Below are 23,618 nucleotides of genomic sequence, written 5' to 3'. Positions count from 1 at the left end.
GACGAAGGAAATCACCGGCTTCAGCTTCGCGAGCCCGGCAGTGGCGGGAACGATAAACGAGGCGAGTCGTACGGTAAGCGTCACGGTGCCTTATGGAACAAACGTGACGGCCTTGACGCCGACGATAACGCACACGGGAGCGAGCATTTCGCCGAACAGCGGCGTGCCGCGGAATTTCACCAATCCGGTGTCGTATACGGTTTCCGCAGCGGATGGAAGTACGAAAAGCTACACCGTCACGGTAAATGTGGCCGCGAGCCCGACGAAGGAAATCACCGGCTTCAGCTTCGTAAGCCCGGCAGTGGCGGGAACGGTGAACGAGGCGAGTCGCACGATAAGCGTCACGGTGCCGCATGGAACGGACGTCACGTCGTTGACGCCGACGATAACGCACACAGGAGCGAGCATTTCGCCGAACAGTGGGGTGCCGCAGAATTTTACCAACCCGGTGTCATATACGGTGAGTGCAGCGGACGGTACTACACAGGATTACGTGGTGACGGTGAGTGCAGCGGCGAATCCGGCGAAGGCGATCACAGCGTTCAGCTTCGCCGCCCCGGCCGTTACCGGAACGGTGTACGAGGCGAGCCATACCGTGGCTATAACCGTACCGTATGGAACGGACGTCACGTCGCTGACGCCGACGATAACGCACACAGGCGCGAGTATCTCACCGAATAGCGGTGTGCCACAGAACTTCACCAGCCCGGTGACGTATACGGTGAGCGCAGCGAATGGCACTACACAGGATTACGTGGTGACCGTAGCCGAAGATGGGCAACCGGCTCCAGCAGCTCCGCAGCAATTGACCGCGGATGGGGCGGACAGCCAAGTCGCTTTAAACTGGGGTACGGTGACAGGCGCAACCTATTACAGGGTATACTTGTCAACCGTTCAAGGGGTGTTTACCGAACCGGCATCCGCTACTGTAACGGGTGTGACGTACAATATGAGCGGGCTAACGAACGGCATGACGTATTATTTTATTGTAAAAGCGGCCAATTCCGGAGGCTTGAGTACGGCGTCGAATGAAGCGGCCGCCACACCTGCCGCCGCACCTGCTGCACCTACACAAGTGACAGCTGTTGCCGGGGATAGGCAGGCGACGATTTCCTTTACGCCGCCAACCGACAATGGAGGTTCTGCCATCACCAGCTATGAAGTGACCGCATCGTCAGGAGGCGTCGTGCAAAGCGGAGTCTCCAGCCCGATTACGGTCACCGGTCTGACCAATGGCGTAAGCTATACCTTTACCGTCATAGCGATCAATCGAGCCGGAAACAGCGAGGATTCTAATGCATCTAACCCAGTCATTCCGAGTTCTCCGTCAACTGGCGAAGGCGGCAACGAGGATAACAGCGATAACAGTGGGAACAGTGACACCAGCGGGACTGTAAGCGAAGCTGCAGTTCCAGTGGCGGACATCCTTCTGAACCATCAAATGATCCGTGGAGGAGCGACAGCCACGACGGATCACAATCGTACCGTGCTGACGATAGCCGCCGATCGGACCAAGCTGGAGAATCGGCTTGCTGAGGAGGCGCAAGGCGCGGTTATCACCTACCGGGCGAACGTTAGCTTCGACAGAGTGGTGGCCGAGATGGACGGCCAATGGGTCAAAAGTATGGCAGAAAAGCAAGCTGTCATCAATTTCAAAACCGGTCAGGCCACGTATGTGTTGCCCGCACAGCAAATCGGCATCGAAGCTCTAGCCGGGCAGTTTGGCGAATCGGTCGCCTTGCAGGACATCAAGCTAAACATAGAGATCCATACCCGGAGCGCACAGGACACGGATCGAACGATCAAAGAAGCCGTATCCAAAGGTTTGTTCACCCTCCTCGCGCCGCCGGTTGCATTTAGTATCCAGGCGACTTATAGAGACGTAACCGTCGAGGTTTCGAAGTTTAACACCTTCCTGGAGCATTGGATTGCGATTCCGGACAACGTGAACCCGGATTCAGCGACAACAGCCGTAGTCGTTGAACCGGATGGTATCCTCCGCCATGTACCGCTCCAGGTCATGGTGAAAGAGAACCGGCACTATGCGAAAGCCAGCAGTATGACCAACGGCTCGTTCGCCCTTGTATCTCATTCTGCAGAGTTCAACGATATGAAGGGTCACTGGGCCGAACAGGACACCCGCGACATGGGAGCGCGGATGATCGTGATGGGGACGGGAGACAACACGTACGAGCCGGAGCGGGAGGTTACTCGCGCGGAGTTTGCGTCGATTCTCGTTCGCGGATTGGGACTGCCCCTGGAGAGAGGGACCGCTCCATTCTCGGATATATCCCAGTCGGCTTGGTTCAACGATGTCGTGGCTACAGCGTATACGCATCGCTTGCTTAACGGATTTGAAGACGGAACGTTTCATCCGGAGGAGACGATCACCCGCGAGCAAGCGATGATCATGTTGTCCAGAGCGATGACGCTCACCGGACTGACAGCGAAGCTGCCCGGCCAAGCGGCTGATGTAGCGTTTCGTCCCTATACGGATGCGGCTGCTGTGTCCGACTGGGCGCTGGACGGCATGGCCTCCAGTATTCAAGCGGGAGTCGTGCAGGGGAAAAGCGGCGCAACGCTTGCACCGCAGGACTTCGTGACGAGAGCCGAGGCTGCCACCATCATACGGCGCCTGCTTCAGCTCTCCGGTCTGATCTGATATTCGCTAACTTGAGGTTATTCCGCACGTCTTAGTGGCGTGCAGGATAACCTTATTTTCTATAGGGGGTACCCGAGAATTGACATAAGCTCATCAGAGGCGACATGATATAATAGAGGCGACAAGCAGCCGTAAAAATACCGCGAACAATCGTGATCAAAAACAACGATTTCATCACACCTCAAGCGAAGCGAAAGGAATCGATATAAACATGAAGGAACCATCTGAACAGCTCATTGAATGGCTAGGCCATCCCTACAATCCCAAGGATGTACAAGCTTTGCTGCAATCATTCGGCGTCAAGCGAATGCCGCCTCCGAACAGCTATTTCAACGATGATATCATCTGGTCTGTGAAATCGTCGATCCGCATCGATCTTTATCGCGCACCCAAAATAAATGACCTTACCGGGCTCCAATATACAAATCAAGATGGATGGATCATAGGCTCTATTCATTTTCTTGCGCCTGGGTCGGATGACAGAATTAAAGCTCCGTATCCCGGAACCCTTCCCCGGGGAATCACGATGAGCTCAACACCGGATGAGTCGATAGAAGCATATGGTCAACCTGCACTGGATGAAGAGTGTGAATGGCCCGGATTTTCTGGCCGACTTTTGGCATGGCGTAAGCCGGGCATAAATATCGTGATCGAATATGCGTACACGGAGACCGATTGCGTGATGAGAAGCTGCACGGCCTGTTTAATCGGTTGTATAGGCGCCTGGCGCAACGATCATCCGGACGTCTTTGCTCCTTGACGGGAGGTTCCCCTCGCTTCAGTATGGGAACAATAAAGGGTATCCGTTATGAAGTGCTTGCGCCGGCTTATCCGGACGCAGCTTATTTGAAGGGAGACTATGAAGATGACAACAAGCTCCAGCAGCAATAAGAAAGAGTTATCGCCGGAACAACGGGAAGGACTGCTTCGCACATTAAAAGTCCGTTTTGAGAAAAATAAGAATCGCCATCAGGACCTGGAATGGGCTAACGTTCAAGCGAGGCTCGAAGCTCATCCCGACAAGCTGTGGTCGATCCATGAAATGGAGGAGACCGGCGGCGAGCCGGATGTCGTCGGTTATGATCCGAGGACGGGTGAATACCTGCTTTGCGATTGTTCGGCGGAAAGTCCCAAGGGGCGCCGAAGTATTTGTTACGACCGTGAAGCGCTGGAGTCAAGGAAAGAACATAAGCCGAACAATACGGCGATCGATATGGCAGCCGAGATAGGCATTGAGCTTTTAACGGAAGAACAATACCGGGAGCTGCAGAAGCTTGGGAAATTCGATTTGAAAACGTCAAGCTGGGTGCAAACGCCCGCTGCTATTCGGAAGCTCGGCGGGGCCCTCTTCTGCGATCGCCGCTACGACACGGTCTTCGTATACCACAACGGAGCGGATTCCTACTATGCCGCTAGAGGATTCAGGGGCTCGCTCAAGGTTTAAAGATGCAGCAGGTGTCCATTACGGACAAGCCGGCCAGCGGAGGTTGGAGTTAGACGGAAAAACCATAAAAACCAAGCCCTGAGATTCAGGGACATTATCCGGAACGAACATTCTCGCGAGCTGATCATTCAAGGCGTCGCCGGGTCCGGGAAAACGTCGGTCGCTTTGCACTGGGTCGCTTTCTTACTGTACAGGTTTAAAGGGGCGTTAACGTCCGAAAACATTTGATTATTTCCCCCAACAAGGTGTTTGCCGACTATATTTCCAATGCGCTGCCGGAGCTTGGGGAAGAAATGATTCCGCAGATCCGAATGGAGGAGGTGGCCGTTAGGGAGCTGGCGGGATTGTGCGAGTTCCAAACCTTCGACGAGCAGGTGGCGGAGCTTGGCGATACGAGTGACGAAACGTTGATGGAGCGCATGAAGTTCAAAGCGGGCATGGACCTCTTCCACGGATCATGAAATCCGACAGTTGGGCCGGCGAATGTGCGGATGTGAAGCGAGCGATAACGAAATTTATCGATTCGGATCATCGATCGTTAGGAATCGTTTGCAAGACGCAAGCTTTGGCCGAGCGGATGTATGAAGCAATTAGGGACATTCGGGAGGATATCCATCTGCTCCATTTCAGCAGCGACCAATTTCACGGGGGGATCATGAGTAACTTCCGCCCATATGGCGAAGGGTCTGGAATTCGATCAAGTCATCGTGCCGTCTGTCGACGCATCGAATTATCGGACGGAGCTGGACAGAAGCCTGTTGTACATTGCGTGCACGAGAGCCATGCATGCGCTGACGCTAACTTTCCATGGAGTTCCGTCCTTGTTTATTGCGGAGACCGAAGTGTAAAGGGATGTTCATTTCTTCATCTAAGGCCAGAACATAATCTTAAGCGCTTTGCTAACCATAACAAAGAAAACAGTAAGAAATCCGCAATCGCAAGTTGACTTTTTTTAACTAATAAGTTTATACTTTGTATATACTTACTGGGAGATGGTTTTATGTTTCAAGTTCAGAAATGGGGGAACAGCTTGGGCATTCGCATCCCGAAGTCCCTTGCTATAAAGGTCGGCCTTGAGGAAGGCTCCGAGGTCGATCTCGACGTGGAAAATGGACACCTTGTCATTAAGCCGAAATCTGCCACTCTGGACGAACTCCTTGCCCAGGTCACACCGGATAATCTGCATCAAGAGATATCGACCGGCAAGCCGCAAGGACGGGAGTCATGGTAACCAATCCCTATGTGCCGGACCGCGGCGACTTGGTGTGGCTGCAATTCAACCCTCAAGCAGGCCATGAGCAAGCTGGGAGGCGCCCTGCCTTGGTCATCTCTCCTGCCCTGTATAACGGGAAAGTCGGGCTCTCCCTGCTCTGTCCGATAACTTCCAAAATCAAGGGTTACCCGTTTGAGGTTATCATCCCTCAAGATTTACCTGTTGAGGGGGCAATCCTTTCCGATCAGGTGAAAAGTCTCGACTGGCAGTCCAGACAAGCGGCTTTTATTTGCAAAGTGCCGAATGAGACGCTGGCTGAGGTGATTTCTAAAATGGAGCTGTTGATACGCTAACAAATGTCTCGCCTTCCGGCTCGTGCAGGGAGGCCTTCTTGCTATATGAAGACCTTTTCTAATAATCGAAGTTCAAGAAAGGAGCGAACCATGACCCAAAATCTATATATCGTGCGGCATTGCCAAGCCGAAGGGCAGGCGCCGGATGCCAAGCTCACCGACCTGGGGAGGCAGCAAGCCGTGAAGCTTGCCGATTTCCTCGCAGACAAAGAGATCGGCTATATCGTTTCAAGCCCTTATGAGAGGGCATACCGGACAATAGCTCCATTAGCGGAACGGCTGGGAGTCGAAGTGGTTTTGGACGATCGATTGACGGAGAGGGTTTTATCCGGAAAAAACAATGTGGATTGGCGGGACATGCTTCGTAAGACATACGAGGATTTGGACTTATGCTACGAGGGTGGGGAATCCAGCAGCACTGCTATGAGCCGCGCCGTTAGCGTGGTAAAGGAAGTCGTCAGCGGCGGGTACCGGAACGCCGTCGTCGTTTCGCACGGAAACCTGATCTCTCTTCTATTGAAGCATTTCGATAGCCGGATCGGGTTCGAAGAGTGGGAAGCGTTGTCCAATCCGGATGTGTATCAGCTTTCCTTGGCAGAAAATCAGACCAGCCTGCATCGGGTCTGGCCGGAATGATTAAGAGGGCGAATAGTGGAGAGGGTTAACAAATTGAGCCCATATTCCCATTATCGCCCAAGCAAGCAGGAACAAAGTCCGCTGACCTTTTGCTCACGACAACCTAGAATGAAAGTTGCGTGAAGTATCATGTGGAAGATTCGATTGAAAACTATCGCAGGATCGAGCCGATCATTACGGAGCGTTACCGGGACTGGACAAGCCGCCGGCAATCGGCAGGAGGAGCGCCATGGATATTACCCAAGATTTTATAGATGAACGTTTCAAAGCTTTTGTGCTGGAGAACTTTTGCGGCAATCGCGAATCGATTCAGACGGGCGATGTGGAGCGGATTGTATCGCTGAAGCTGGCGAACCAGAACTATTCAAGCCTGAAGGGGATCGAGCATTTCTCGTCTTTGGAGGAGCTGGATTGCTCGTACAATCAGCTGATGGAGCTCGATGTCAGTAAGAATGTAAAGCTGCGAGCTTTGGAATGCAGAGTGAACAAGCTAACCGTTCTGGATACGGGGAACCAACCGAATTTGGAAAGGCTGATCTGCTCCTACAACAAGCTGATTCATCTGGATGTCAGCCGCAATCCGTTGTTGAAAGAGCTGGACTGCAACAAAAACGGGATTCATTCGCTCGATTTGGCGAATAACGCCGAGCTGGAGATGTTGGACTGCGGATTTAACCGGATTCGGGATCTGGATGTCAGCCGCAATGCCATGCTCGCCAAGCTGGATTGTTATTGGAATCTCTTATCGGAACTGCACGTAGACCGGAATGTGAATTTGGAAAAGCTGAACTGCGGTTACAATTCCATGTTCCAGTTGAATGTGGAGCACAACAGTCGGCTAATTCATCTCGATTGCGGAAACAATTATTTGATCGGGTTGGATATGGCTGGTTGCCCGAACTTGGTTGAACTCCGCTGCAATCATAATCATCTTACGAAGTTGGACGTAACCGGCAACCCGGCTTTGCATAGCCTACGGTGCTTCAACAACCACATCACCGGATTGGATATTAGCCGTAATTCCCAATTGACTGTGCTTTATTGCTCGGAGAACAAACTCGCGAAGCTGGACACGAGCGGCAATCCGAAGCTGGGACGGGTGGATTATGCCAATAATTGCATGGTGGAGCCGGATCATACGGTCCAGGGAGTCGGGACCTTTCAGTACGATGTCTCGTTGTCTACCTACAGCGCGGTGCTCGGCTACAAGGGGAAGGAGCTGCCGGTTACGACGGATGCGTCTGCCAAGGCGGATATGAAGCGTCTGTCGCCTCTGATCAGGAAGGCGTGGGAGCGGTTGGACGAGCTTGCCGAGCAAGCGCTGGGGCTGATTGCCGAAGCGCATCCGGACGAAGACGTGACCGAACTGGTGTTGTCCGAGCTGGGCTTCGACCGGGACGGCAACTTTCGATTGGGTTACGATGCGGGCGATTCCCCGGCCGGACAGCTGTATATTTTCGTGGAATTTGATAAGAAGCTGGAGATGAACGGCGAACTCGTTTATGAGACGTATTAGCAGCTGACAGGCAAATCAACCGGGAAAGGCGCTCGTTCCTCTGACACGGAACGTTTAGCGCCTATTTGGGGTTGGTTTAGCTTGACTCGGCAAGCGGCCTGCGCCTTCCGTATGCGAACAAAATCATTAACGCGCCTAAGATTGCGCACAGCGTATACATGAGCGAGTACGAAGAAAAATCCGCGATCGGGCCCATCACCATTCCGCCCAGCGATACCCCCAAATCGGCCATGGCGATGAACAGCCCGACCAGCACGTTGCGCCTTGCCTGCGGCAGCACAAAAGTCAAATAGGTCGTCAGCGTCGGATAGAGAAGCGCCTGGGCGATCCCCATCAATACCGCGCCGGTGTAAAAGAAAAGCATTCCGCCCGTAATAGCATAACTCACACAAAAAGCGGAAACGGAGAGCAGGAGCATGATGCCCATCACAAACATGGAATGCCATTTGCCGTCGGAAGGGATGCTTTTCCTGAAAAGAAACCGGGCCAACACGACAGTCGCGGCTTGGAGCATCAAGTAAACGGCGGCATTGCCGCCCTGAATCTGCCCGGCGTACAACGGAATAAAGGTGGTTACCGCGCCGAAGACGAGTGAAGCGGCAAGCATCAGGACGCTGCATTTGAATAAATGCGGGTTTCGGACGAGCTGTCCGAATGAACTCATCATCGTCCCGCCTTGCTTGGCCGATTCGGCGGCGGGCGCGGCGGATTTTTTTATCCATTTTGGCGCTGTAGCCCACGACACCCGTAAGCACCGAGATAGCGATCATCGCCGCAGTGAACACGTGCATCTCGCCCGCCTGCCACATGCCTAAAGCGAGCAGGGGGCCGATGATGCCCGGCATCGAGGCGCAAAGGGAGTACATCGAGATGCCCTGGGAACGGTCCTTGTCCGGCAAAGCGTCAATAATGCCGAGTTGTAGAGCCATCGAGAAAAACGCGGTGCATACCCCTTGCAGCATGCGGGCGATGAAGTATCCTTCCAGCCCGGTAAACGTATATAGAAGCAGCGCCAAGCCGTTGACCGCAAGAATGGTGCGCAGCACCCGGATGGGGCCGTATTTCTGGATCACCAGGCCCGCCCATGGGCGAAACAGCATCGTGGTGAACAAATACGCGCCCATGATGACGCCAATCGTCGAATTGGTCGCCCCAAGAAATTGTCCCTGCAAAGGAAGGATGACGTTCAGGATCGCATTCGCGCTAAAGTAGAGAAGCGTCAATCCGTATAACCGCAGAAAAGGCCATGACAGCGCTCCTTTCAAAACGTCCGCTCCTCTCTAAGTTTCTTGATAGCCCATGGGTCAAGTCAAAACCATGCGCAGCAGGTTTCGGGCATACGGGGACTGAACGTCCTTTAATTGCCCGATCGGGACGACTTCCTCGATGCGGCCGTCGCGGATGATCATGATTCTGTCGCAGATGTAGGCGGCGGCCTGCAGATCGTGAGTGATGAAGATATAGCCGACGTTGTACAGAGCTTTCAAGCTTTTCAGCAGATCAAGCACCTGAAGCTGAACCGACCCGTCCAGCGAGCTGACGGCTTCGTCCAATAAGATGCACCGAGGTTCGGTCGAGACGGCTCTGGCGATACATACCCGCTGGGCTTCCCCGCCGGATAGCTCGTGCGGATATTTGGTCCGGTAGGACGGGTCCAGTCCGACTTGATGCAGCAGGACGTCGATTTTGCGGTTATATTCGTCCCGAAGCTTGCCTTGGCGCTTGTTTTGAAGCAACCAGGGCTCCATCAGCGCTTTCTCCACGGTATAAAACGGATGGATCGAGGACGTGTAATCCTGGAACACGGCGCTTAATTTCCCCGATCGGGCCCGGCGGTTATGCGCTCGTTCCCCCTCCCACAATATGGCTCCGCGATCCGGTTTCTCGATCCCGAGCAGCAGCCGGCCCAAAGTCGATTTGCCGCTGCCGCTTTCCCCGATGATGCCGAGACACTCTCCCTGCTTCCACTCGAAGCTGATGCCGGTCAGTACTTGCCGGCGTTCTCTGGAGAACAAGCCGCCGGTCCGGTACGACTTCTCGACCTGTTCAACCTTCAGCAATGCCGGACCCTCCCATCACAAGCTGGAATTGGCTATTCAGCGCCTGCTTCGCCGATACGAGATATCGGGTGTACGCATGCCGGGCGCCGGAGAACATGTCCCGGGTCGCGCCGCTTTCCACGATCTCCCCGTCCTTCATCACGAGAACCTCGTCCGAGAGCCGCCGGACAACGCCGAGGTCATGGGACACGAAAATCATCGAGCAACCGATCCGGCCCCGCAATAAAGCGAGCTGCTCGACCACCTCGTACTGCGATACGGCGTCCAGCGCGGTCGTCGGCTCATCGGCGATCACGACCTCCGGCTCGAGCGCGAGCGCCAGCGCGATCATCACCCGCTGCAGCATGCCGCCCGACAGCTGGTGCGGATAACTGTTCATGACGGCGATCGGGTCTTTGAGCATGACGCTTTCCATCGCTTGTTTCATGTTGGCGGTGATCTCTTCGCGGCTCCAGCCGAGATGCCTGCCCAGCGTTTCCTTGAAGTGAACTCCGATCACACAAGACGGATCGAAGGCACGCATCCCGTTTTGCACGATCATGCACAGCTGCTTTCCCCGCCTTTTCCGCATTTCTTTCTCCGGCAGCCCGCTTAAGTTGACTCCGCCCAGCACGATATCTCCCGATTGACCGGTCCCAGCTTTGTTCAGCCTCATGACGGCCCGGCAGGTCAGAGACTTACCGCTGCCGCTCTCCCCGACGATGGCCAGACAGCTCCCGGGTTTGACTTCAAACGAACTGCCCGGAATCAGCACGTTGCCCGTCCGGCTGTCCCATACTTTTAAATTGGATACGATCAAGCCGTTCGCGGCCGTCATCACGCCACCTCTTTCCCTTGAAGCTTGGCCGCAGCGGCTGCAGCCGGTCGTTGTTGTTGCCGGGAAGCTCGTAACTTCGGGTCCCAGACCACTTGAAGCGCGTCGGCCAAAAAGTTGACCGCCGACACGATAACGATGATCGCAATACCGGGAGCCAGCATCTGCTCCGGCCTGGAGAACATGACGGCTCGCGCTTCGTTCAGCATCATGCCCCATTCCGCATTCGGCGCTTGGATGCCAAGCCCGAGAAAGGAAAAGCCCGAGATCTGCAGGATCATGGAGCCGAACGAGCTGCTGGAGACGACAGCGATATCCGGGAGCGCAACCGGGACGATATGCCTAGTGATGATATGGAAATGGCCGGCGCCGACCGCTTTGGCGAATTTCACATAGTCGGATTCCGCGTACTGCAAAACCGACGTCCGGACGATGCGGGCGAACCAGGCCCATTTCATCAACACGAAGGCGAGCAGGATCGTTTCGAGGCCGACCCCCAGCACCCCGATGATCGCGAGCACCATCACATATCCGGGAAACGAAAGCATGCAGTCGCATATTCTCATCAGGACGGCGTCCGTTTTGCCTCTGAAATACCCGGCAATCAGGCCGACTGCCGCCCCGAACCCTACCGAAGCGGCAAGCGTTGCCAGCACCCAAAGGACGCTCGGACGGATACCGTACAGGAGGCGGGATAAGACGCACCTTCCGAGATGATCGTTGCCCAGCCAGTATTCCCCGGATGCCGCTGCAAAGCGAAGCTCCATATGGACCTCGTTAGGGTCGTGCGGAGCAAGCAGGGGAGCGAATATCCCGGCGGCAAGAGTGCCTGCGACGATAAACAGGGACAGGGCGGCCAGCTTGTCGCTCCATAGTTGTTTCAGCAGGTTCATCTACAGATCATTCCTTAGCTTGGGGTTCGCCGCCGCTTGAACGATATCGGAGACGGCATTAAAGAAGACAAAGGCCGAAGCGAGCACCAGCACGTACGCCTGGATGACCGGGAAATCCCGGCTCAGGACGGCTTGCACGCTGAGCGTACCCAGTCCGGGCCATGCGAACAGATTTTCCACGACGACCGTGCTTCCCAGAAGGATCGGAATCGCCATGCCGAACATCGAGATAGCCACTTGCAGCGAGTTTCGGAGTACGTGCAGCGTAATCCTGGATTCCGGGAGACCGCATGCCCGGCCGTACAGCACATAGTCTTCGTTCAGGTTGCTAAGCATCGAGCTTCGGATCGTGCGGAAGTAGATGCCGGCGAAGCCGATCGTGATTATCGCGACCGGTAAAATATAACTGGCATAGGAATCCATCCCGCTTGTCGGCAGCAGGTCCAGCTTGACGGCGAAATACCAGACCAACAGGGCGGCCAGCCAGTAGGGAGGCATGGAGGTCAGCAAAAAAGAGACGCCCCGGATCGACCGGTCCAGCGCGGTTCCTTCCCGGAGGGCGCATACGACGCCGAGTGTTACGGATACGATCAGAATGGCCGCTGCGGATACCAGAGTGAGCTTCAGCGTATGGAGAAAGGCCGGTCCCAGCAGTGCCCATACGGGCTTGCCCGTGACGTACGAGGAACCGAATTCCAGCTGGAGGCAAGAGACCAGCCAGTCCAGATACCGGGTAAGGAACGGCCGGTCCATGCCGAGCGCGGCTTTCGTCTCGGCGATCAGTTCGTCCGTAATGCTCGGTACGCCTTGCGCGTGCAGCACAATCTCGACCGGGTCCAAGGCGGACAGGTGATTGAGGGCGAACGTGATCAAGGAAATCATGACGAGCAGAGGAACCGAGATCAGCAGCCTTTTGGCGATATATCGTCCCATCGCATTTCCCTTCTTTCAAGCGAACCGAAGGGGAACGGAATTCCCCTCCGCTGCTTATTCGAAATACAAACGCTCAAACGGCAGCTCGAATTGCGTTTGCTTAAAGGAGACGCCCTGCAGGTCTTTGGGGGCGACGACTGTGACGCTGCCGTTCGTAATCGGGATGAAGACGGCCTCGTCGTGTACGATCCGAAGGATGTCGGCGTACAACGCTTTACGTGTTTTCTCCTCGGCGGCTATGGTGACCGCGTTTATTTTGCCGTACAGCTCGGAGGCTTTCGCGATGCCCCGGGTCGCGTGGTAATACGCAGATTCGGAGGTGAAGGCGGCTATGGTGCTTTGCGGATCGTATGCGAGTCCCCAGGTTTGGTTGAACATCAGCTCATAATCGCCCGACGATCTTCTCTGAGCGATGGAGGACGATTGTTCGCCGATCAGCTCCAGCGCGATCCCGATTTGTTTGGCGGTGCTTTGAATGAATTCGGCTTGCGTCTTCTGGGAGTTGGAGTTGACGTCGTAGATCAGCTTCATCGTTAGCTTGCTGCCCGCTTTGGCGCGAGTTTCGCTGCCGCTTTCGGTCTTCCAGCCCGCTTGATCCAATAGCTTCTTGGCGGTCTCCAGGTCGTAGTTCCGTTTCTTCAAGTCAACATTGGCGTAGTTAACGTTGGAGGAGAATAACGCAAAGGCGGGCGTCTCCGTGCCGCTGAAAATATGCTTGCCGATCGTCTCCCTGTCGATTGAATGCCAGAGCGCATCACGCACAGCCGTCTCTTGTGCGGGACTACCCGCCTTGCTGGAGTTGGCGACGATCATCTTCGTATTCATCGGCTCGCTCCGGATCAGCCGGTATTTGCCCGATTGCACCAGCTGATTCATCGCGTCCACATCGATGCTGTCCGCGCCGCGGTCGTCCGTGAACACGAAGTTCACCTCGCCTTTTTGCAGCGCCAATAACGTCGTTTCACCCGCCGGCAGCACTTTGGCCGTAATTTGCTTCAATTTCGGCGCGCCGCCCCAGTATGTCTCATTCGCGGTAAATGTGGCGTATTGATCGGTTTTATGTTCGGCGAGCTTGTAAGGCCCCGTACCGTTGTAGCCTTTGACGCCATCCTTGGTGCCGCCGTTTCCGAAATCTTTGGGGGACAGGAAGACATAGGGGCGGGTCATCGACAATTCGAGCAAGGTCGGATCGTACGGTTCGGTCAGTGCCAGTCGTACAGTATGTTCATCGACGGCGGCGACGCTTACGATCTTAGTCGACAGCTTGATCCAGGCATGCTTGCCGGCGTTGCTTTGAACCGCTTCGATATTGGCTTTTACCGCTTCCGCGTTGAACGGTTCCCCGTCATGGAACGTTACGCCTTTTCGCAGGCGGAACGTGTACGTCTTTCCATCCGGGGAAATCTCCCAGGATTCGGCGAGCAGCGGCTTGATGCCGTCCTTCGTGTTTTCGACCAGCGATTCGTATACCATTCCTTGCGCCGGCATGGAGCCTGTGTACAGATGAGGGTTCATGTCATAGATGTCTTTGGCCGTAGCATACACGAGCGACTGTGCCGACTTTGGCGTCCCTGCGGTTTCCGCTTTGTCTCCGTTGCAGCCTGCGAGCAAAAGCAGAGCCCCCATCGACCCCGCCAGCCAAGCCGTTAAGGTTCGTTTCATATTCGGTCCTCCTCGTTATGTAGAAAATTATAAATAGTAAATATTACGATTTACTTAACGGATTATACCGAATCGGATGGGGAGGCGTCAATATGATCTTTAGGTTTGGGTACAAAAAGTTTAGGCGGACTGTTGCGGACGATTCATCGGTTTTTGGGTGATTTTTGCGCCAAATCGTTCTCCCGAGGGGGGATTCCCGCGGCAACGCTTTTCTATCTCATCCGTCAAAAGTGTTATAATAATCGAACTGGGAGGTGCTGACGATGAAAGAACCGATGCTCAAAAAAGCGATGGAAAGAAAATGATAGATTCGCCACGCGAAAGGAAGATCAGATTGGGTTCGCCAATAACCAAAATGAAATGGATCGAAAAAAAGGAAATCCTCGACCCATTGCTGAATCAGCCGGACAGCTTGATGGAACATCCGATCAATCAAGGCTTTGAAGCGGAGGTTACGAAGCTGGGTTCGGGTCAGGCGAGCTATGTTCTGAAAGTATGGAACAAAAGTTCCAAGCCGGACGTCCGTTTTCAATATCATTTGCTGAACGCTCTTCTCGAGCGCGGGGTGCCCGTTCCTGCACCGGTAGGATGGGGAATCGATGCAAATGGAGATCAGGTGCTGCTGACGACCTATGACGGCATGCCCGTTAAAAAGCTGCCTGCCCAGAAAATAATCGAGCTCGCGAAACTTTTAACGAAGATTCATCCTATTAAGATGGAAGAGATCGGACATGTGCCGATTCCGAAATACGATTTCGCAGAATACTTCTTCCCTGGAGTAAGCGAACATGCCGATCTGGCCAATGCGCTTGCGGCTCTGCTGCAACTGACGGACATCAAGCAGGAGCGGCTGATCCATGGCGATTACCATCTAGGCAACATTGTGGAAGCGGATCACCGGTTATCTGTGATCGATTGGACGAACGGGCAAGCCGGGGATTTCAGATATGACTTCGCCTGGTCGTTTATTTTGTTAGTTCTGTATGGTACCGAACGGAGCGCGCACGCCTTTCGCACCGCCTATGTATCAGAGCAGGATGTGAAGCCGGAAGAGCTGGAGGCGTTTGTAGCGCTTGCTTGCCTCCGATGGATGCTTCTGGCTAGACGAGGCGGTGCGCCGAAGGGGTCTAAAACGGTGGAGAGGATGAAGAAACTCTTGACGAATCATCCGTTTTTGAACGAGTTTGCGTTTAGCGACTTTGGAGCGCAAAGTGAATAAGTTTCCAGTAATAAAAAATGGAAAGCGGGGGAAATCGTATGACGATACATATCGCGCTGCTCAGAGGTATCAACGTAGGCGGGAACAATAAAATCAAGATGGCGGACCTCCGGGAAGCTTTGAACCGGATCGGCTTGGCCCGGGTCCAGACGTACATCCAGAGCGGCAATATTTTGTTCGAGTCGGATGAGGACGAGGCTGATCTGCGTCAGCGGATCGAACAGGTCATCACGGACGAGTTCGGTCTCTCGATTCGGACGATTCTACGAACGGCGGAGGAAATGAATGCAATCGCCTCGAGCTGTCCATTCACGGAGGAGCAGATCGCCAAGGCGGGGAAAGACTCGGTTGGCGAGGTATTGTATGTGTCGATGCTGCTCGAGGAGCCGCCTGCCGACCGCGTGGAGAGGCTGAAGGCGTTCGAGACCGATGGCGAGATGTTTCATTTGATCGGCAACAATATGTACCTCTTGTTCAACCCCAGCATCCGTAATTCGAAGCTGGCGATTCAGGCAGACAAGCTGGGCGTGCCGACGACCGTGCGAAACTGGAAAACGATCAACAAGCTGGCTGCGTTATCAAACGAAATGGCGGAAGACAAGAAAGCGTAGAGGAAAGGCGGGCGGCCGACGGGCGGCCTGGGATCGTCCAGAGCGGGCGTGCAGCAGAGCGGGGAGAAAATAGCAAAGAGGGGAGTCTCCCCTCTTCGAGATGAATCGATGACAAGCAATGGCAATCGCTAGTGAACTGGCACCTTACTGCTTGCAAGTATTGATCCGGTTCGGATTTAGAACCAGCGCATCATTTCCCAGCTCCAATAATTGATCCATCAGCGCATCCATGCCGTGTTCCAATTTGTATTCCATCTCCTCTTTGTACACCGGGAGCAGGAAATAAACGTTGATCTTATTGCCGTCTTTGGTTGCAATTTCGCTAATTCTCTCATTTAGCTGATAGATGACCACTCCATTTAAACCCGTGCTGTCGGCATAAGGCTCATAATGCTGGTAATTGGGCAAGGTATGGCCAAAGCTCAGCCACGTATTGTACTGATGGGGGAATCGGGCCATTTGTTTCATCAGTCGAATCGGCCAAAAGTTATTGTCATCTTTAACAGATTCCTCAGTCAACTCCCAGGAAGCCGGAAGAAACATCATCACTTCGGCCCGATCGAACTTCTCTTCAAGCTGTTCCTGCATCTCTTTCGGCAAAGTCATAGGCAAGTCGCTCATACCGGTCGTGTATAAGACCCAAAACGGTTCTTTTTCCGTCGGTTCCATAATGTTTACATCGATATGTACGAGATCGGACACAATCTCATGAAATACGCTGCTGTTTCTATCCGGAAACACATTATCGAAATGGGCTACGATTTCTTCCGCATATTTCATTTGGGCCGGCGGCGTAAAATCATTTGTCTCTTGTTCCTCATATTTATAGATCGTAGTGCCGTCTTTGGACTTCTCTCCGTTGTTAATACCTCCAAATAACTTTTTAAGAAAATTCATATCAATTCTCTCCTTTTGATTCTTCATCTAGCTGTTCCAACTCATAATACCACAATTCTCTACGTCGAAGGACTTGATTCGATACCTGAATTGGAAGAAAAGTGAAATAATGAGTGGAATTCCTCTTTTGGCAAAACCCTTCAGATCGCATGTTTACGTAACTACGAGCCCTCTGCCAACCAACAGATTTCATTCCTATATCTTTCGTACCGAGTATCGGCTATCGCAGGGGAGGAGCCGTGCTGAAATCTTAGGTTATGGAGTCCGGTCTACCGGATCGCAGAATCGGGGGGCATAAAAGAGGGCTGATTGGGATCAGCGGAACGGCGGGGCTCAGCTGCGCAATGCTCGTTGTCGGCATGGAGTCTTTGTGGTTATTCGGAGGATTCGAAAGACTGCATCCAGAAAGCCCTTCCGGATTAGAAGGGCTTGTCCGTTACAACTCAGTCAACCTTCGCCCCGAAGGAGCGCAAGAAAACGACGGCTTGAGCGGTATCCATGCGGGCTCCCTTGACGTCAAACGACTTAAAATCGACGCCGTCCATGACGGCCCCCCGCAAATCCGCCCCTTGCAGCTTCGCCTTGGCCAGATTGGTCCGGGTCAGGTCGCAGCCCCTCAGGTCGCATTTCTCCAGATTGGCCTCATACAGATCCGCTTCAAAAAAACGGATGTTTCTCAAATCTTGCTTGACCAGCCTGGCCTGCCGAAGATTCGTATACGACCAGTCGCCCTTCGTTAGCGTAATGCCGTCGATCCTCGCCTTCGTAAAGTCGGAGCCCATCATTTTGCAATCTACGAATTTGGCTACAAAAAGGTTGGCTTCCATAAAGCTGCAGTTTTCAAAAGCCGATTCCGTATGAATCGAACCGTTCATCGTCGCCCCTTGGAAGTTGCAATGTACGAACCGGCACCCTAACGTGTTGATTTCCTCCAAGGAAGTATGGGTGAATGTGCAGCGTTCAAACGTGCAGCGGGTAAATTCGCTTTCCCTGAGATCCTCCCCGCTGAAACTGACCGCATCAAAATGCCGGTCCATCTGTTGAACCATCATCCAGTATCCTCCGTTCGATTATTTAATGATCAAACCCAAAAGACCTGCGAACGAGGAGGCTTGATGCGGCGCGATGATACAGCCGTTCAAATCCTCGATTTCGACCATCAGCCCGCCGAAGTCGCAGTCGCTGAGATCAATCCCTTCCAGTTTGCAGCCGGACAGATTGGCCTGGTCGATCCGACACGCGGTGAACCAAGTCTTGGGCAAGGCGGAGTGAGAGTAGTCGGCGCTGATTAAGGAGCTGTTCTCAAAAGCGGCCTGCTTAAACTTGCAAAACCGGAATGAGGCGTAATCCCCCGAACAGCCGGCAAATCGGATGTTCTGGAACCGGCTCCTTGTAAAGTCCGTCCCGATCAGCTTGCAATGCCTGAATTCCGTACGGTGAAAAAACGAATCGGTCAGGCACACGTTCGACAGATCGCATTTGTCAAAAACGACGTCCGTCAGTTCGAGCCCGGTCAGGGAGGAGTCCGTAACGGTTACATTCTTGAACACCGCCTTCTCGAACGAAACTTTCGCCGCCTCCTGACCCTCCAGGACCATATCGCTAATAGAGAAGAGACGAAACTCGTCCTTCGGCTGAAGCGGGAATACGTCACGATCCCATGGCGTCAAGTTGTCGGGAATTTTCGGTGCCTCGATTTTCGGCTTCATCTCACGGGTCCCCCTTGTCCTTTTTTTTGCAATACGGGGTTGTTTGCTCCGGGCGTCTGATTGATTTCATTATCCCAAACGTATGTTCGAATGTCTAGCGGCGTTTCCTTTATCCGGCTTTTTTTATATAGTAGACGTAACCCTATACCACTACTTGGTCACCTGGATCTGATCATACCGAATCGGAGGAGAACGGAATGGAATCAACCCGGCTTACGAAGGAAGTTTTCCAGGCAGCGCAGTCCAATGATGCTTCGCGTCTGCAAACGATTTTGGCGGCTCATCCGCAGCTTGCGAACGAGGAAAATGAAGACGGGCTTACGCCTTTGGGCTATGCGGCGCATTTCGGCAGCCGGGAGGCTGTGCAAGTGCTGCTAGATAACGGTGCGGAGGCGAATGCTATGTCGCATTCCAAACTTTCGTTCATCCCGTCGAATACCGCGCTGCACGCCGCTATAGCGGGGGCGCGGAAGATGGAAGTCATCGAGCTGCTTCTGGCTTCCGGGGCGCAGACCGATAGCTTCGACAGCAATGGCCATACCGCATTGCATACGGCCGCCTTCCATGAAGACAATCTGGAGATCATCCGGCTGCTCGTCAGGTATGGTGCCGACGTTAACGCGGGCAGCGAAGGCGGAGAGACGGCGCTGTCTCTTGCGCTTCGTCAAGGCAACAACAACGTGGCCGATTTGCTCCGCGAGTTTGGAGCGCTGCGCTAATGCATATCGGCATCGACTTGGACAACACGATTCTCGACGCGACCTCCGCCCACTTGCACTATTACAATATAGCGTCCGGATTATCGTTTACTCCGGATGATGTTAACGACTTTTATTTGTACCGGTTGTACGGGTGGAATCAGGATGAAATCGATGCGGTTTATATCAAGTATGGCCACGATATTCATTGGAATTCCTCCCCGCTGCCGATGGCCGTCGATATCTTGCAGGAGCTGTACGGCAGGCACCAGCTATCCATTATTACGGCCCGGCCGCCCTGTTTCCGCGAGGTTACGATGGACTGGCTGAAGCGCCATGACATTTCGTATCATCACATAGCGTTTGTTGAAAACAAGCTTCAGGCATGCATGGATGCGAAGGTGGACGTGATGATCGATGACGGCCCTCATTATGCGGAGCAGTTTGGCAGGGCGAACCGGCCTGTTATTTTGTACGAACAGCCCTACAACTTGTCCGTTGCCGGCGATCGGATATACCGTGCTGCCAACTGGATGGAAGTGCGGAAGCATATTGACTGCTTGGAAACGCAGCTAAACCTGGTTTAGTTCAGTGCTCTATTAACGGTTCAGGCCCTCACTTTGGCGACAAGGTGGGGGCTTTGGTTTTGGTATACGCCTGGCTCAGCGGAAGATTCGGATTGACAAATGTCCCCTCGCTAGGACTGGTCATCAAGAAAAGCCCGGAACAGTTTTACGAGGCGTGCAGAAGAAAGGGACTGCTTATGCTGTTTCAGAAAACGTCGACGAGAACAAGCTTGTCGTTTCAGTCCGGAATAAATCAGATGGGCGGGTATTCGGTTGTTATGGACTGGGACTCGAGCAATTTCAGCCTTTCGCCTATCCGGTATGAAGCCCGGTACGCGTCCAGGAACTGCGATGTCATCATGGCGAGATTAAAAAAACATGCCGATTTGCTTGAACTGGCCAGGTACTCCACAGTTCCGGTTATTAATGGATGCTGCGACAAGTATCACCCCTGCCAGGCGTTGGCGGACTTGATGACGATTTACGAAGTGTCCGGCACATTCTCGGGACTATGTCTTGCTTATGTCGGGGTCCACAATAATGTAGCGAATTCGCTGGTTGCGGGATGCATGACATTAGGGATCAAGCTGCTGCTAGTGACCCCAATCCTTAACTCTCCCTCCTGGGATGAAGAACTGATGCAGACCGCGTATCGAAGCGGATACGTGGAGAAGGTCGATCAATTGTCCCCCATCCATCCCGGATTCGAGATAGAAGAAGAGTTGATAGAATCCGAACGTTCGATCATCTATCAACAGGCTGAGAACAGAATGCACGTTCAGAAAGCTTTATTGTTACACCTGCTTAGATAATTAGATTGCAAAGTAAGATGCACGATATGCCCATGCCAAAAAAGCGGCTGGATCAGCCGCTATGGAAACACAACCTCTACCTGGGAACTCATCCTTTAGACAGTTTCCGCTTGCTGCGAGGATTTCTCCGCTTTAGCAAAAACCTCACATTCACAATGCCGCTCCCCGCTATATTGGGTCCAAGACCTAGACGGAAGGCGTTTTTTTTCAAAGCTTCCTTCACTTGTCGGGGAGATAGAGACGGATCACGCTGCAGCAGCTGGGCGGCTGTGCCGGAAACCAGGGGCGTCGAGATGCTGGTGCCGGACAGGATGAAATAGTCGGTACCAACCCGCAGGTATGGGTATTCGCGATCCAGCACGGAGCCGGGAGCCCGCAGCGAGACGATCGTTTCGCCCGGCGCTACGAGGTCCGGCTTGCTCCGCCCGCCTCGCGCGGGACCGCGGCTGGAATACCACATCACGTTGTCGTCGGCTTGCCGGATGCTGCGATGATCGTCCACCGCCCCGACCGTGATGGCCGATGGGGCGCTCCCCGGCGACTCGATCGTCCGGCGTCTAGGCCCGCTGTTCCCGGCGGCAATGACGGCGACGAGTCCGGCCCGGACTGCTTTTTCCACGGCCTGGCAGAGAGGGTCGTCGCTGCAGACGGTATTCACCGGGCCGCCCAACGACATGGACAGAATGCGCAGCTTTAACCGTCTCCGATGAAGGATGCACCACTCGATTCCTTTGATAATCGTGGAGTCGTAGCCGCTCCCTTGCCGATCCAGCACTTTAACTCCGACAATTCCCGCTTCGGGTGCGGGCCCCCTGTATTTCCCCTTGCTCTCCCGTCCGTTTCCTGCACAGTCGCCGGCGATATGGGTTCCGTGACCGTTATCGTCATACGGCTTTTTTCGCCCATGAATCCAATCCTTGAAAGCCACAATCCGGTTCACCGGCCGGGTCAGATCCGGATGCGGGTATACGCCTGTGTCGATCACCGCAATGTTGATCCCTTTGCCGGTAAGCCCCGTCTTCCTTCGGACGGCCGTTGCGCCGATGGAGGGCGTTGCAATATACAGCGACGTTTTTTTGATCCCGTCCAAATAAATTTTTCCGATCCCGTTCCAACTGCACATCCGTTCCAGACACGGCATCGAGACGTTGGACGCCACGGAGCGGATCAGCGGAAGACGCCGGATGATCGGGAGGGGGAGAGAGCCTATATGCTGCTGCAGAGCGTTCAGCCGGGCTGGAGTGACGCGGCCTTTCAATTGGATGATGACTCGGATGGCGGCGGAAGGATTGCCGCTCGCATGGATGTGCCGAACTTTGTTTCTTAAGGGACGATTCATTTTCGCTGAATAGGTTTGCAGCCAGCTTGGTCCGTCCATACGGGTCTTTCACCTCTTCGGTGCATTGTATGCGCGGGCGGCCTTGGCGGGTACGTCTCTCGCTTTCTGGGAGATAACCTCTTTTTCTAGCAAGTAGGTTATCGTGCGTTACAAGCTGACAGGTTCCTGCATTTACTATTATCATCCTAAGAGAAAGCGGTGAACCCGGAATGAAGACTATGAGCAGGACGAAAGCTCTTATGCTTAAAAAAGCGATTTTGCTGCGAAAGGCCAAAGCGGCGGCAACGAAAAAAAGAAGAAGAATCAGACAAACGCTGAACCGGTTCCATGTGTTCGCAGTTAACGCCAATGCGGGCAACACGCCCAAAGCTACTTCCGGCTGGACGGCTGTGTTAACTAGAAACGGCACTACGCTGACGGCTCAATTCGACGATTTCGGCGCAGCCAGATTCGATAACCTCAATACGCTGACGAACTTTTCCTATACGCTGCGAATCAGAAATGCGGACAACGAACAGTTATTCCAATCTAACGTCCCGGCCGATCGCGAATTTTATGTCGCCCGATTCTAGTCGTTGGATTCCGGTCAGCCTTCGGCTGGATTCGGGACAAGCTTTACCTGGCAGTCACCCGGTCTGCCGATAAAGGATTGAAGCCAGCCCCTCCTTCATGGAGGGGCTTTGGTATGGTACTATTCTCTATGTAGCCTAGTAATTAATGGAAGGGGCGGCTTATGAAGGAGAAAGATGTGATCGGAACAACCCGCAGCCCTATCACGATAAACCAAATCATCGAGGATGCCGGACATCTTGGCATAAGCAGGAGCGACATGCTGCTGGTGCATTCCTCCTTATCGAGCATCGGCTGGGTTTGCGGCGGCCCGCAGGCGGTCGTTCAGGCGCTGCTGACAGCAGTCGGAGAGGGCGGTACGCTGGTGATGCCTGCACAGAGCAGCGATTGGAGCGATCCGGCCGAATGGGAAAATCCTCCGGTACCCGAGACATGGAGGAAAGTCATCTACGAGGAATGGCCCGCTTTCGACCCGGCCATAACGCCGACGCGGGGAATGGGGCGGATCGCCGAGCTGTTTCGAACGTTCCCGGGGACGTACCGGTCGAACCACCCGCAGGTGTCCTTCTGCGCGAATGGCGCTTTTGCGGCTTCGATCGTGGCGGATCATCCGCTGACGCCGCAGTTCGGCCCGGATTCGCCGCTGGGCAAGCTGTACGCTTGGCCTTCGAAAGCGAAAGTGCTCCTGCTCGGAGTAGGCTATGACTCCTGCACGAGTTTCCATCTGGCCGAGACGTTGCTGGAGGGGATGCCGCGAAAATCGATGGGGGCGCCGATCGCAGTGAAGGGCGAGCGCGTCTGGCAGCAGTTCGAGGACTATGACTACGATTCCGGCAATTTCGCCGAGATCGGACGTCGGTTTGACGAACAGGGCGAAGTGCGGACTGGTTATATCGGCCGTGCCTATTGCCGACTTTTCGGGATGAGGGAAGCAGTGGATTATGCGGGGCGCTGGCTGATGGAGAACCGTAAGGTGTAGCAGGTGCTCGATGTTCAAGCTGTACATAAGCC

Annotated in this window: 25 protein-coding genes and 1 pseudogene; 16 read left to right on the top strand and 10 right to left on the bottom strand. The window is 54.0% G+C overall.

The genetic code is table 11. The annotated features are described in order from the left end of the window. From IDH45_RS30725 to IDH45_RS30690, 9 genes are all read left to right on the top strand, one after another. On the top strand, positions 1-2,662 hold a 2,662-nt coding region (locus IDH45_RS30725; RefSeq protein ID WP_190931973.1), incomplete at its 5' end, for an S-layer homology domain-containing protein. Between the two features lie 211 nt (positions 2,663-2,873). Then, positions 2,874-3,422 carry a hypothetical protein gene (locus tag IDH45_RS30720; RefSeq protein WP_190931972.1) on the top strand — a complete coding sequence of 183 codons (549 nt, stop codon included), beginning with the start codon at positions 2,874-2,876 and terminating at the stop codon, positions 3,420-3,422. Between the two features lie 105 nt (positions 3,423-3,527). After that, complete coding sequence (locus IDH45_RS30715; RefSeq protein WP_190931971.1) at positions 3,528-4,106, top strand: DUF4256 domain-containing protein; 579 nt, start codon at positions 3,528-3,530, stop codon at positions 4,104-4,106. 293 nt (positions 4,107-4,399) lie between these two features. After that, positions 4,400-4,567, top strand: coding sequence for a hypothetical protein (locus tag IDH45_RS34450; RefSeq protein ID WP_223837163.1), 168 nt, complete (start codon positions 4,400-4,402; stop codon positions 4,565-4,567). Positions 4,568-4,780: 213 nt separating this feature from the next. Next, on the top strand, positions 4,781-4,954 hold the full coding sequence (locus tag IDH45_RS34445) for an ATP-binding domain-containing protein (RefSeq protein WP_223837162.1): 174 nt from the start codon (positions 4,781-4,783) through the stop codon (positions 4,952-4,954). Between the two features lie 152 nt (positions 4,955-5,106). Then, positions 5,107-5,337, top strand: coding sequence for an AbrB/MazE/SpoVT family DNA-binding domain-containing protein (locus IDH45_RS30705; RefSeq protein WP_190931970.1), 231 nt, complete (start codon positions 5,107-5,109; stop codon positions 5,335-5,337). Beyond that, the gene (mazF, locus tag IDH45_RS30700) at positions 5,331-5,672 is read left to right on the top strand and encodes an endoribonuclease MazF (protein WP_190931969.1); all 342 of its coding nucleotides are present in this window, start codon (positions 5,331-5,333) and stop codon (positions 5,670-5,672) included. Before IDH45_RS30705 ends, mazF begins: the two co-directional genes overlap by 7 nt. A 90-nt stretch (positions 5,673-5,762) precedes the next feature. Next, positions 5,763-6,308: a histidine phosphatase family protein gene (locus tag IDH45_RS30695; RefSeq protein WP_190931968.1), complete on the top strand. Its 546-nt coding sequence runs from the start codon at positions 5,763-5,765 to the stop codon at positions 6,306-6,308. A gap of 229 nt (positions 6,309-6,537) precedes the next feature. Continuing rightward, positions 6,538-7,824: a leucine-rich repeat domain-containing protein gene (locus IDH45_RS30690; RefSeq protein ID WP_190931967.1), complete on the top strand. Its 1,287-nt coding sequence runs from the start codon at positions 6,538-6,540 to the stop codon at positions 7,822-7,824. Between the two features lie 76 nt (positions 7,825-7,900). On the opposite strand, the pseudogene cntE reads toward IDH45_RS30690, so the two are convergent. The 6 genes and pseudogenes from cntE to cntA all read right to left on the bottom strand — a co-directional run bounded on the left by cntE (position 7,901) and on the right by cntA (position 14,186). Next, positions 7,901-9,089: pseudogene (cntE, locus tag IDH45_RS30685) on the bottom strand (staphylopine family metallophore export MFS transporter CntE). Between the two features lie 39 nt (positions 9,090-9,128). Further along, positions 9,129-9,884, bottom strand: a complete 756-nt coding sequence (locus IDH45_RS30680; RefSeq protein ID WP_190931966.1) for an ABC transporter ATP-binding protein — start codon at positions 9,882-9,884, stop codon at positions 9,129-9,131. Next, positions 9,871-10,701 carry a staphylopine uptake ABC transporter ATP-binding protein CntD gene (gene cntD / locus IDH45_RS30675; protein WP_190931965.1) on the bottom strand — a complete coding sequence of 277 codons (831 nt, stop codon included), beginning with the start codon at positions 10,699-10,701 and terminating at the stop codon, positions 9,871-9,873. Before cntD ends, IDH45_RS30680 begins: the two co-directional genes overlap by 14 nt. Beyond that, on the bottom strand, positions 10,701-11,591 hold the full coding sequence (gene cntC, locus IDH45_RS30670; RefSeq protein WP_190931964.1) for a staphylopine uptake ABC transporter permease subunit CntC: 891 nt from the start codon (positions 11,589-11,591) through the stop codon (positions 10,701-10,703). The genes cntD and cntC overlap by 1 nt, the downstream gene beginning before the upstream one ends. After that, positions 11,592-12,524 carry a nickel/cobalt ABC transporter permease gene (gene opp1B, locus IDH45_RS30665; RefSeq protein ID WP_190931963.1) on the bottom strand — a complete coding sequence of 311 codons (933 nt, stop codon included), beginning with the start codon at positions 12,522-12,524 and terminating at the stop codon, positions 11,592-11,594. Between the two features lie 54 nt (positions 12,525-12,578). Then, the gene (gene cntA / locus IDH45_RS30660) at positions 12,579-14,186 is read right to left on the bottom strand and encodes a staphylopine-dependent metal ABC transporter substrate-binding lipoprotein (RefSeq protein WP_190931962.1); all 1,608 of its coding nucleotides are present in this window, start codon (positions 14,184-14,186) and stop codon (positions 12,579-12,581) included. Between the two features lie 334 nt (positions 14,187-14,520). Between cntA and IDH45_RS30655 the strand changes: the two genes are divergently transcribed. Together IDH45_RS30655 and IDH45_RS30650 are read left to right on the top strand one after the other, a co-directional pair. Beyond that, positions 14,521-15,405 (top strand): aminoglycoside phosphotransferase family protein, encoded by an 885-nt coding sequence (locus IDH45_RS30655; RefSeq protein WP_223837161.1) that lies wholly within the window; start codon positions 14,521-14,523, stop codon positions 15,403-15,405. A gap of 38 nt (positions 15,406-15,443) precedes the next feature. Further along, complete coding sequence (locus tag IDH45_RS30650) at positions 15,444-16,016, top strand: DUF1697 domain-containing protein (RefSeq protein ID WP_190931960.1); 573 nt, start codon at positions 15,444-15,446, stop codon at positions 16,014-16,016. Between the two features lie 144 nt (positions 16,017-16,160). Here IDH45_RS30650 and IDH45_RS30645 read toward each other — a convergent pair whose 3' ends face one another. The 3 genes from IDH45_RS30645 to IDH45_RS30635 all read right to left on the bottom strand — a co-directional run bounded on the left by IDH45_RS30645 (position 16,161) and on the right by IDH45_RS30635 (position 18,622). Beyond that, positions 16,161-16,913 carry a suppressor of fused domain protein gene (locus IDH45_RS30645; protein ID WP_190931959.1) on the bottom strand — a complete coding sequence of 251 codons (753 nt, stop codon included), beginning with the start codon at positions 16,911-16,913 and terminating at the stop codon, positions 16,161-16,163. 443 nt (positions 16,914-17,356) lie between these two features. Next, positions 17,357-17,962: a pentapeptide repeat-containing protein gene (locus tag IDH45_RS30640; RefSeq protein ID WP_190931976.1), complete on the bottom strand. Its 606-nt coding sequence runs from the start codon at positions 17,960-17,962 to the stop codon at positions 17,357-17,359. A gap of 21 nt (positions 17,963-17,983) precedes the next feature. Continuing rightward, entirely contained in the window at positions 17,984-18,622 is a 639-nt protein-coding gene (locus IDH45_RS30635) for a pentapeptide repeat-containing protein (protein ID WP_190931958.1), read from the bottom strand. Positions 18,623-18,819: 197 nt separating this feature from the next. Between IDH45_RS30635 and IDH45_RS30630 the strand changes: the two genes are divergently transcribed. The 3 genes from IDH45_RS30630 (at position 18,820) to IDH45_RS30620 (ending at position 20,698) form a co-directional block, all read left to right on the top strand. Continuing rightward, on the top strand, positions 18,820-19,341 hold the full coding sequence (locus IDH45_RS30630) for an ankyrin repeat domain-containing protein (RefSeq protein ID WP_190931957.1): 522 nt from the start codon (positions 18,820-18,822) through the stop codon (positions 19,339-19,341). Beyond that, the gene (locus IDH45_RS30625) at positions 19,341-19,907 is read left to right on the top strand and encodes a 5' nucleotidase, NT5C type (protein ID WP_190931956.1); all 567 of its coding nucleotides are present in this window, start codon (positions 19,341-19,343) and stop codon (positions 19,905-19,907) included. Before IDH45_RS30630 ends, IDH45_RS30625 begins: the two co-directional genes overlap by 1 nt. Before the next feature lie 92 nt (positions 19,908-19,999). After that, complete coding sequence (locus IDH45_RS30620; protein WP_223837160.1) at positions 20,000-20,698, top strand: ornithine carbamoyltransferase; 699 nt, start codon at positions 20,000-20,002, stop codon at positions 20,696-20,698. A gap of 88 nt (positions 20,699-20,786) precedes the next feature. Here the strand turns inward: IDH45_RS30620 and IDH45_RS30615 are convergent, their stop codons facing one another. Then, positions 20,787-22,076, bottom strand: a complete 1,290-nt coding sequence (locus IDH45_RS30615) for a S8 family peptidase (RefSeq protein ID WP_190931955.1) — start codon at positions 22,074-22,076, stop codon at positions 20,787-20,789. 200 nt (positions 22,077-22,276) lie between these two features. Between IDH45_RS30615 and IDH45_RS30610 the strand changes: the two genes are divergently transcribed. Together IDH45_RS30610 and IDH45_RS30605 are read left to right on the top strand one after the other, a co-directional pair. Further along, on the top strand, positions 22,277-22,609 hold the full coding sequence (locus tag IDH45_RS30610) for a hypothetical protein (RefSeq protein ID WP_190931954.1): 333 nt from the start codon (positions 22,277-22,279) through the stop codon (positions 22,607-22,609). A 161-nt stretch (positions 22,610-22,770) separates the two neighbouring features. Next, positions 22,771-23,586 carry an aminoglycoside N(3)-acetyltransferase gene (locus IDH45_RS30605; protein WP_190931953.1) on the top strand — a complete coding sequence of 272 codons (816 nt, stop codon included), beginning with the start codon at positions 22,771-22,773 and terminating at the stop codon, positions 23,584-23,586. Positions 23,587-23,618 lie beyond the last annotated feature (32 nt).

This window comes from Paenibacillus oceani, assembly GCF_014705615.1.
Taxonomy (GTDB): domain Bacteria; phylum Bacillota; class Bacilli; order Paenibacillales; family NBRC-103111; genus Paenibacillus_AB; species Paenibacillus_AB oceani.
This window is presented reverse-complemented; position numbering and strand designations above follow the sequence as displayed.

Excerpts from the sequence above, each read along its gene's own strand:
- IDH45_RS30645 (WP_190931959.1), bottom strand. The coding sequence starts at position 16,913 with ATGAATTTTCTTAAAAAGTTATTTGGAGGTATTAACAACGGAGAGAAG.
- mazF (WP_190931969.1), top strand. The coding sequence starts at position 5,331 with ATGGTAACCAATCCCTATGTGCCGGACCGCGGCGACTTGGTGTGGCTG.
- opp1B (WP_190931963.1), bottom strand. The coding sequence starts at position 12,524 with ATGGGACGATATATCGCCAAAAGGCTGCTGATCTCGGTTCCTCTGCTC.
- cntA (WP_190931962.1), bottom strand. The coding sequence starts at position 14,186 with ATGAAACGAACCTTAACGGCTTGGCTGGCGGGGTCGATGGGGGCTCTG.
- IDH45_RS34445 (WP_223837162.1), top strand. The coding sequence starts at position 4,781 with ATGGCGAAGGGTCTGGAATTCGATCAAGTCATCGTGCCGTCTGTCGAC.
- IDH45_RS30720 (WP_190931972.1), top strand. The coding sequence starts at position 2,874 with ATGAAGGAACCATCTGAACAGCTCATTGAATGGCTAGGCCATCCCTAC.
- IDH45_RS30705 (WP_190931970.1), top strand. The coding sequence starts at position 5,107 with ATGTTTCAAGTTCAGAAATGGGGGAACAGCTTGGGCATTCGCATCCCG.
- IDH45_RS30635 (WP_190931958.1), bottom strand. The coding sequence starts at position 18,622 with ATGAAGCCGAAAATCGAGGCACCGAAAATTCCCGACAACTTGACGCCA.
- IDH45_RS30695 (WP_190931968.1), top strand. The coding sequence starts at position 5,763 with ATGACCCAAAATCTATATATCGTGCGGCATTGCCAAGCCGAAGGGCAG.
- IDH45_RS30690 (WP_190931967.1), top strand. The coding sequence starts at position 6,538 with ATGGATATTACCCAAGATTTTATAGATGAACGTTTCAAAGCTTTTGTG.
- IDH45_RS34450 (WP_223837163.1), top strand. The coding sequence starts at position 4,400 with ATGATTCCGCAGATCCGAATGGAGGAGGTGGCCGTTAGGGAGCTGGCG.
- IDH45_RS30630 (WP_190931957.1), top strand. The coding sequence starts at position 18,820 with ATGGAATCAACCCGGCTTACGAAGGAAGTTTTCCAGGCAGCGCAGTCC.
- IDH45_RS30640 (WP_190931976.1), bottom strand. The coding sequence starts at position 17,962 with ATGGTTCAACAGATGGACCGGCATTTTGATGCGGTCAGTTTCAGCGGG.
- IDH45_RS30615 (WP_190931955.1), bottom strand. The coding sequence starts at position 22,076 with ATGGACGGACCAAGCTGGCTGCAAACCTATTCAGCGAAAATGAATCGT.
- cntC (WP_190931964.1), bottom strand. The coding sequence starts at position 11,591 with ATGAACCTGCTGAAACAACTATGGAGCGACAAGCTGGCCGCCCTGTCC.
- IDH45_RS30605 (WP_190931953.1), top strand. The coding sequence starts at position 22,771 with ATGAAGGAGAAAGATGTGATCGGAACAACCCGCAGCCCTATCACGATA.
- IDH45_RS30715 (WP_190931971.1), top strand. The coding sequence starts at position 3,528 with ATGACAACAAGCTCCAGCAGCAATAAGAAAGAGTTATCGCCGGAACAA.
- IDH45_RS30650 (WP_190931960.1), top strand. The coding sequence starts at position 15,444 with ATGACGATACATATCGCGCTGCTCAGAGGTATCAACGTAGGCGGGAAC.
- IDH45_RS30610 (WP_190931954.1), top strand. The coding sequence starts at position 22,277 with ATGCTTAAAAAAGCGATTTTGCTGCGAAAGGCCAAAGCGGCGGCAACG.
- cntD (WP_190931965.1), bottom strand. The coding sequence starts at position 10,701 with ATGACGGCCGCGAACGGCTTGATCGTATCCAATTTAAAAGTATGGGAC.
- IDH45_RS30625 (WP_190931956.1), top strand. The coding sequence starts at position 19,341 with ATGCATATCGGCATCGACTTGGACAACACGATTCTCGACGCGACCTCC.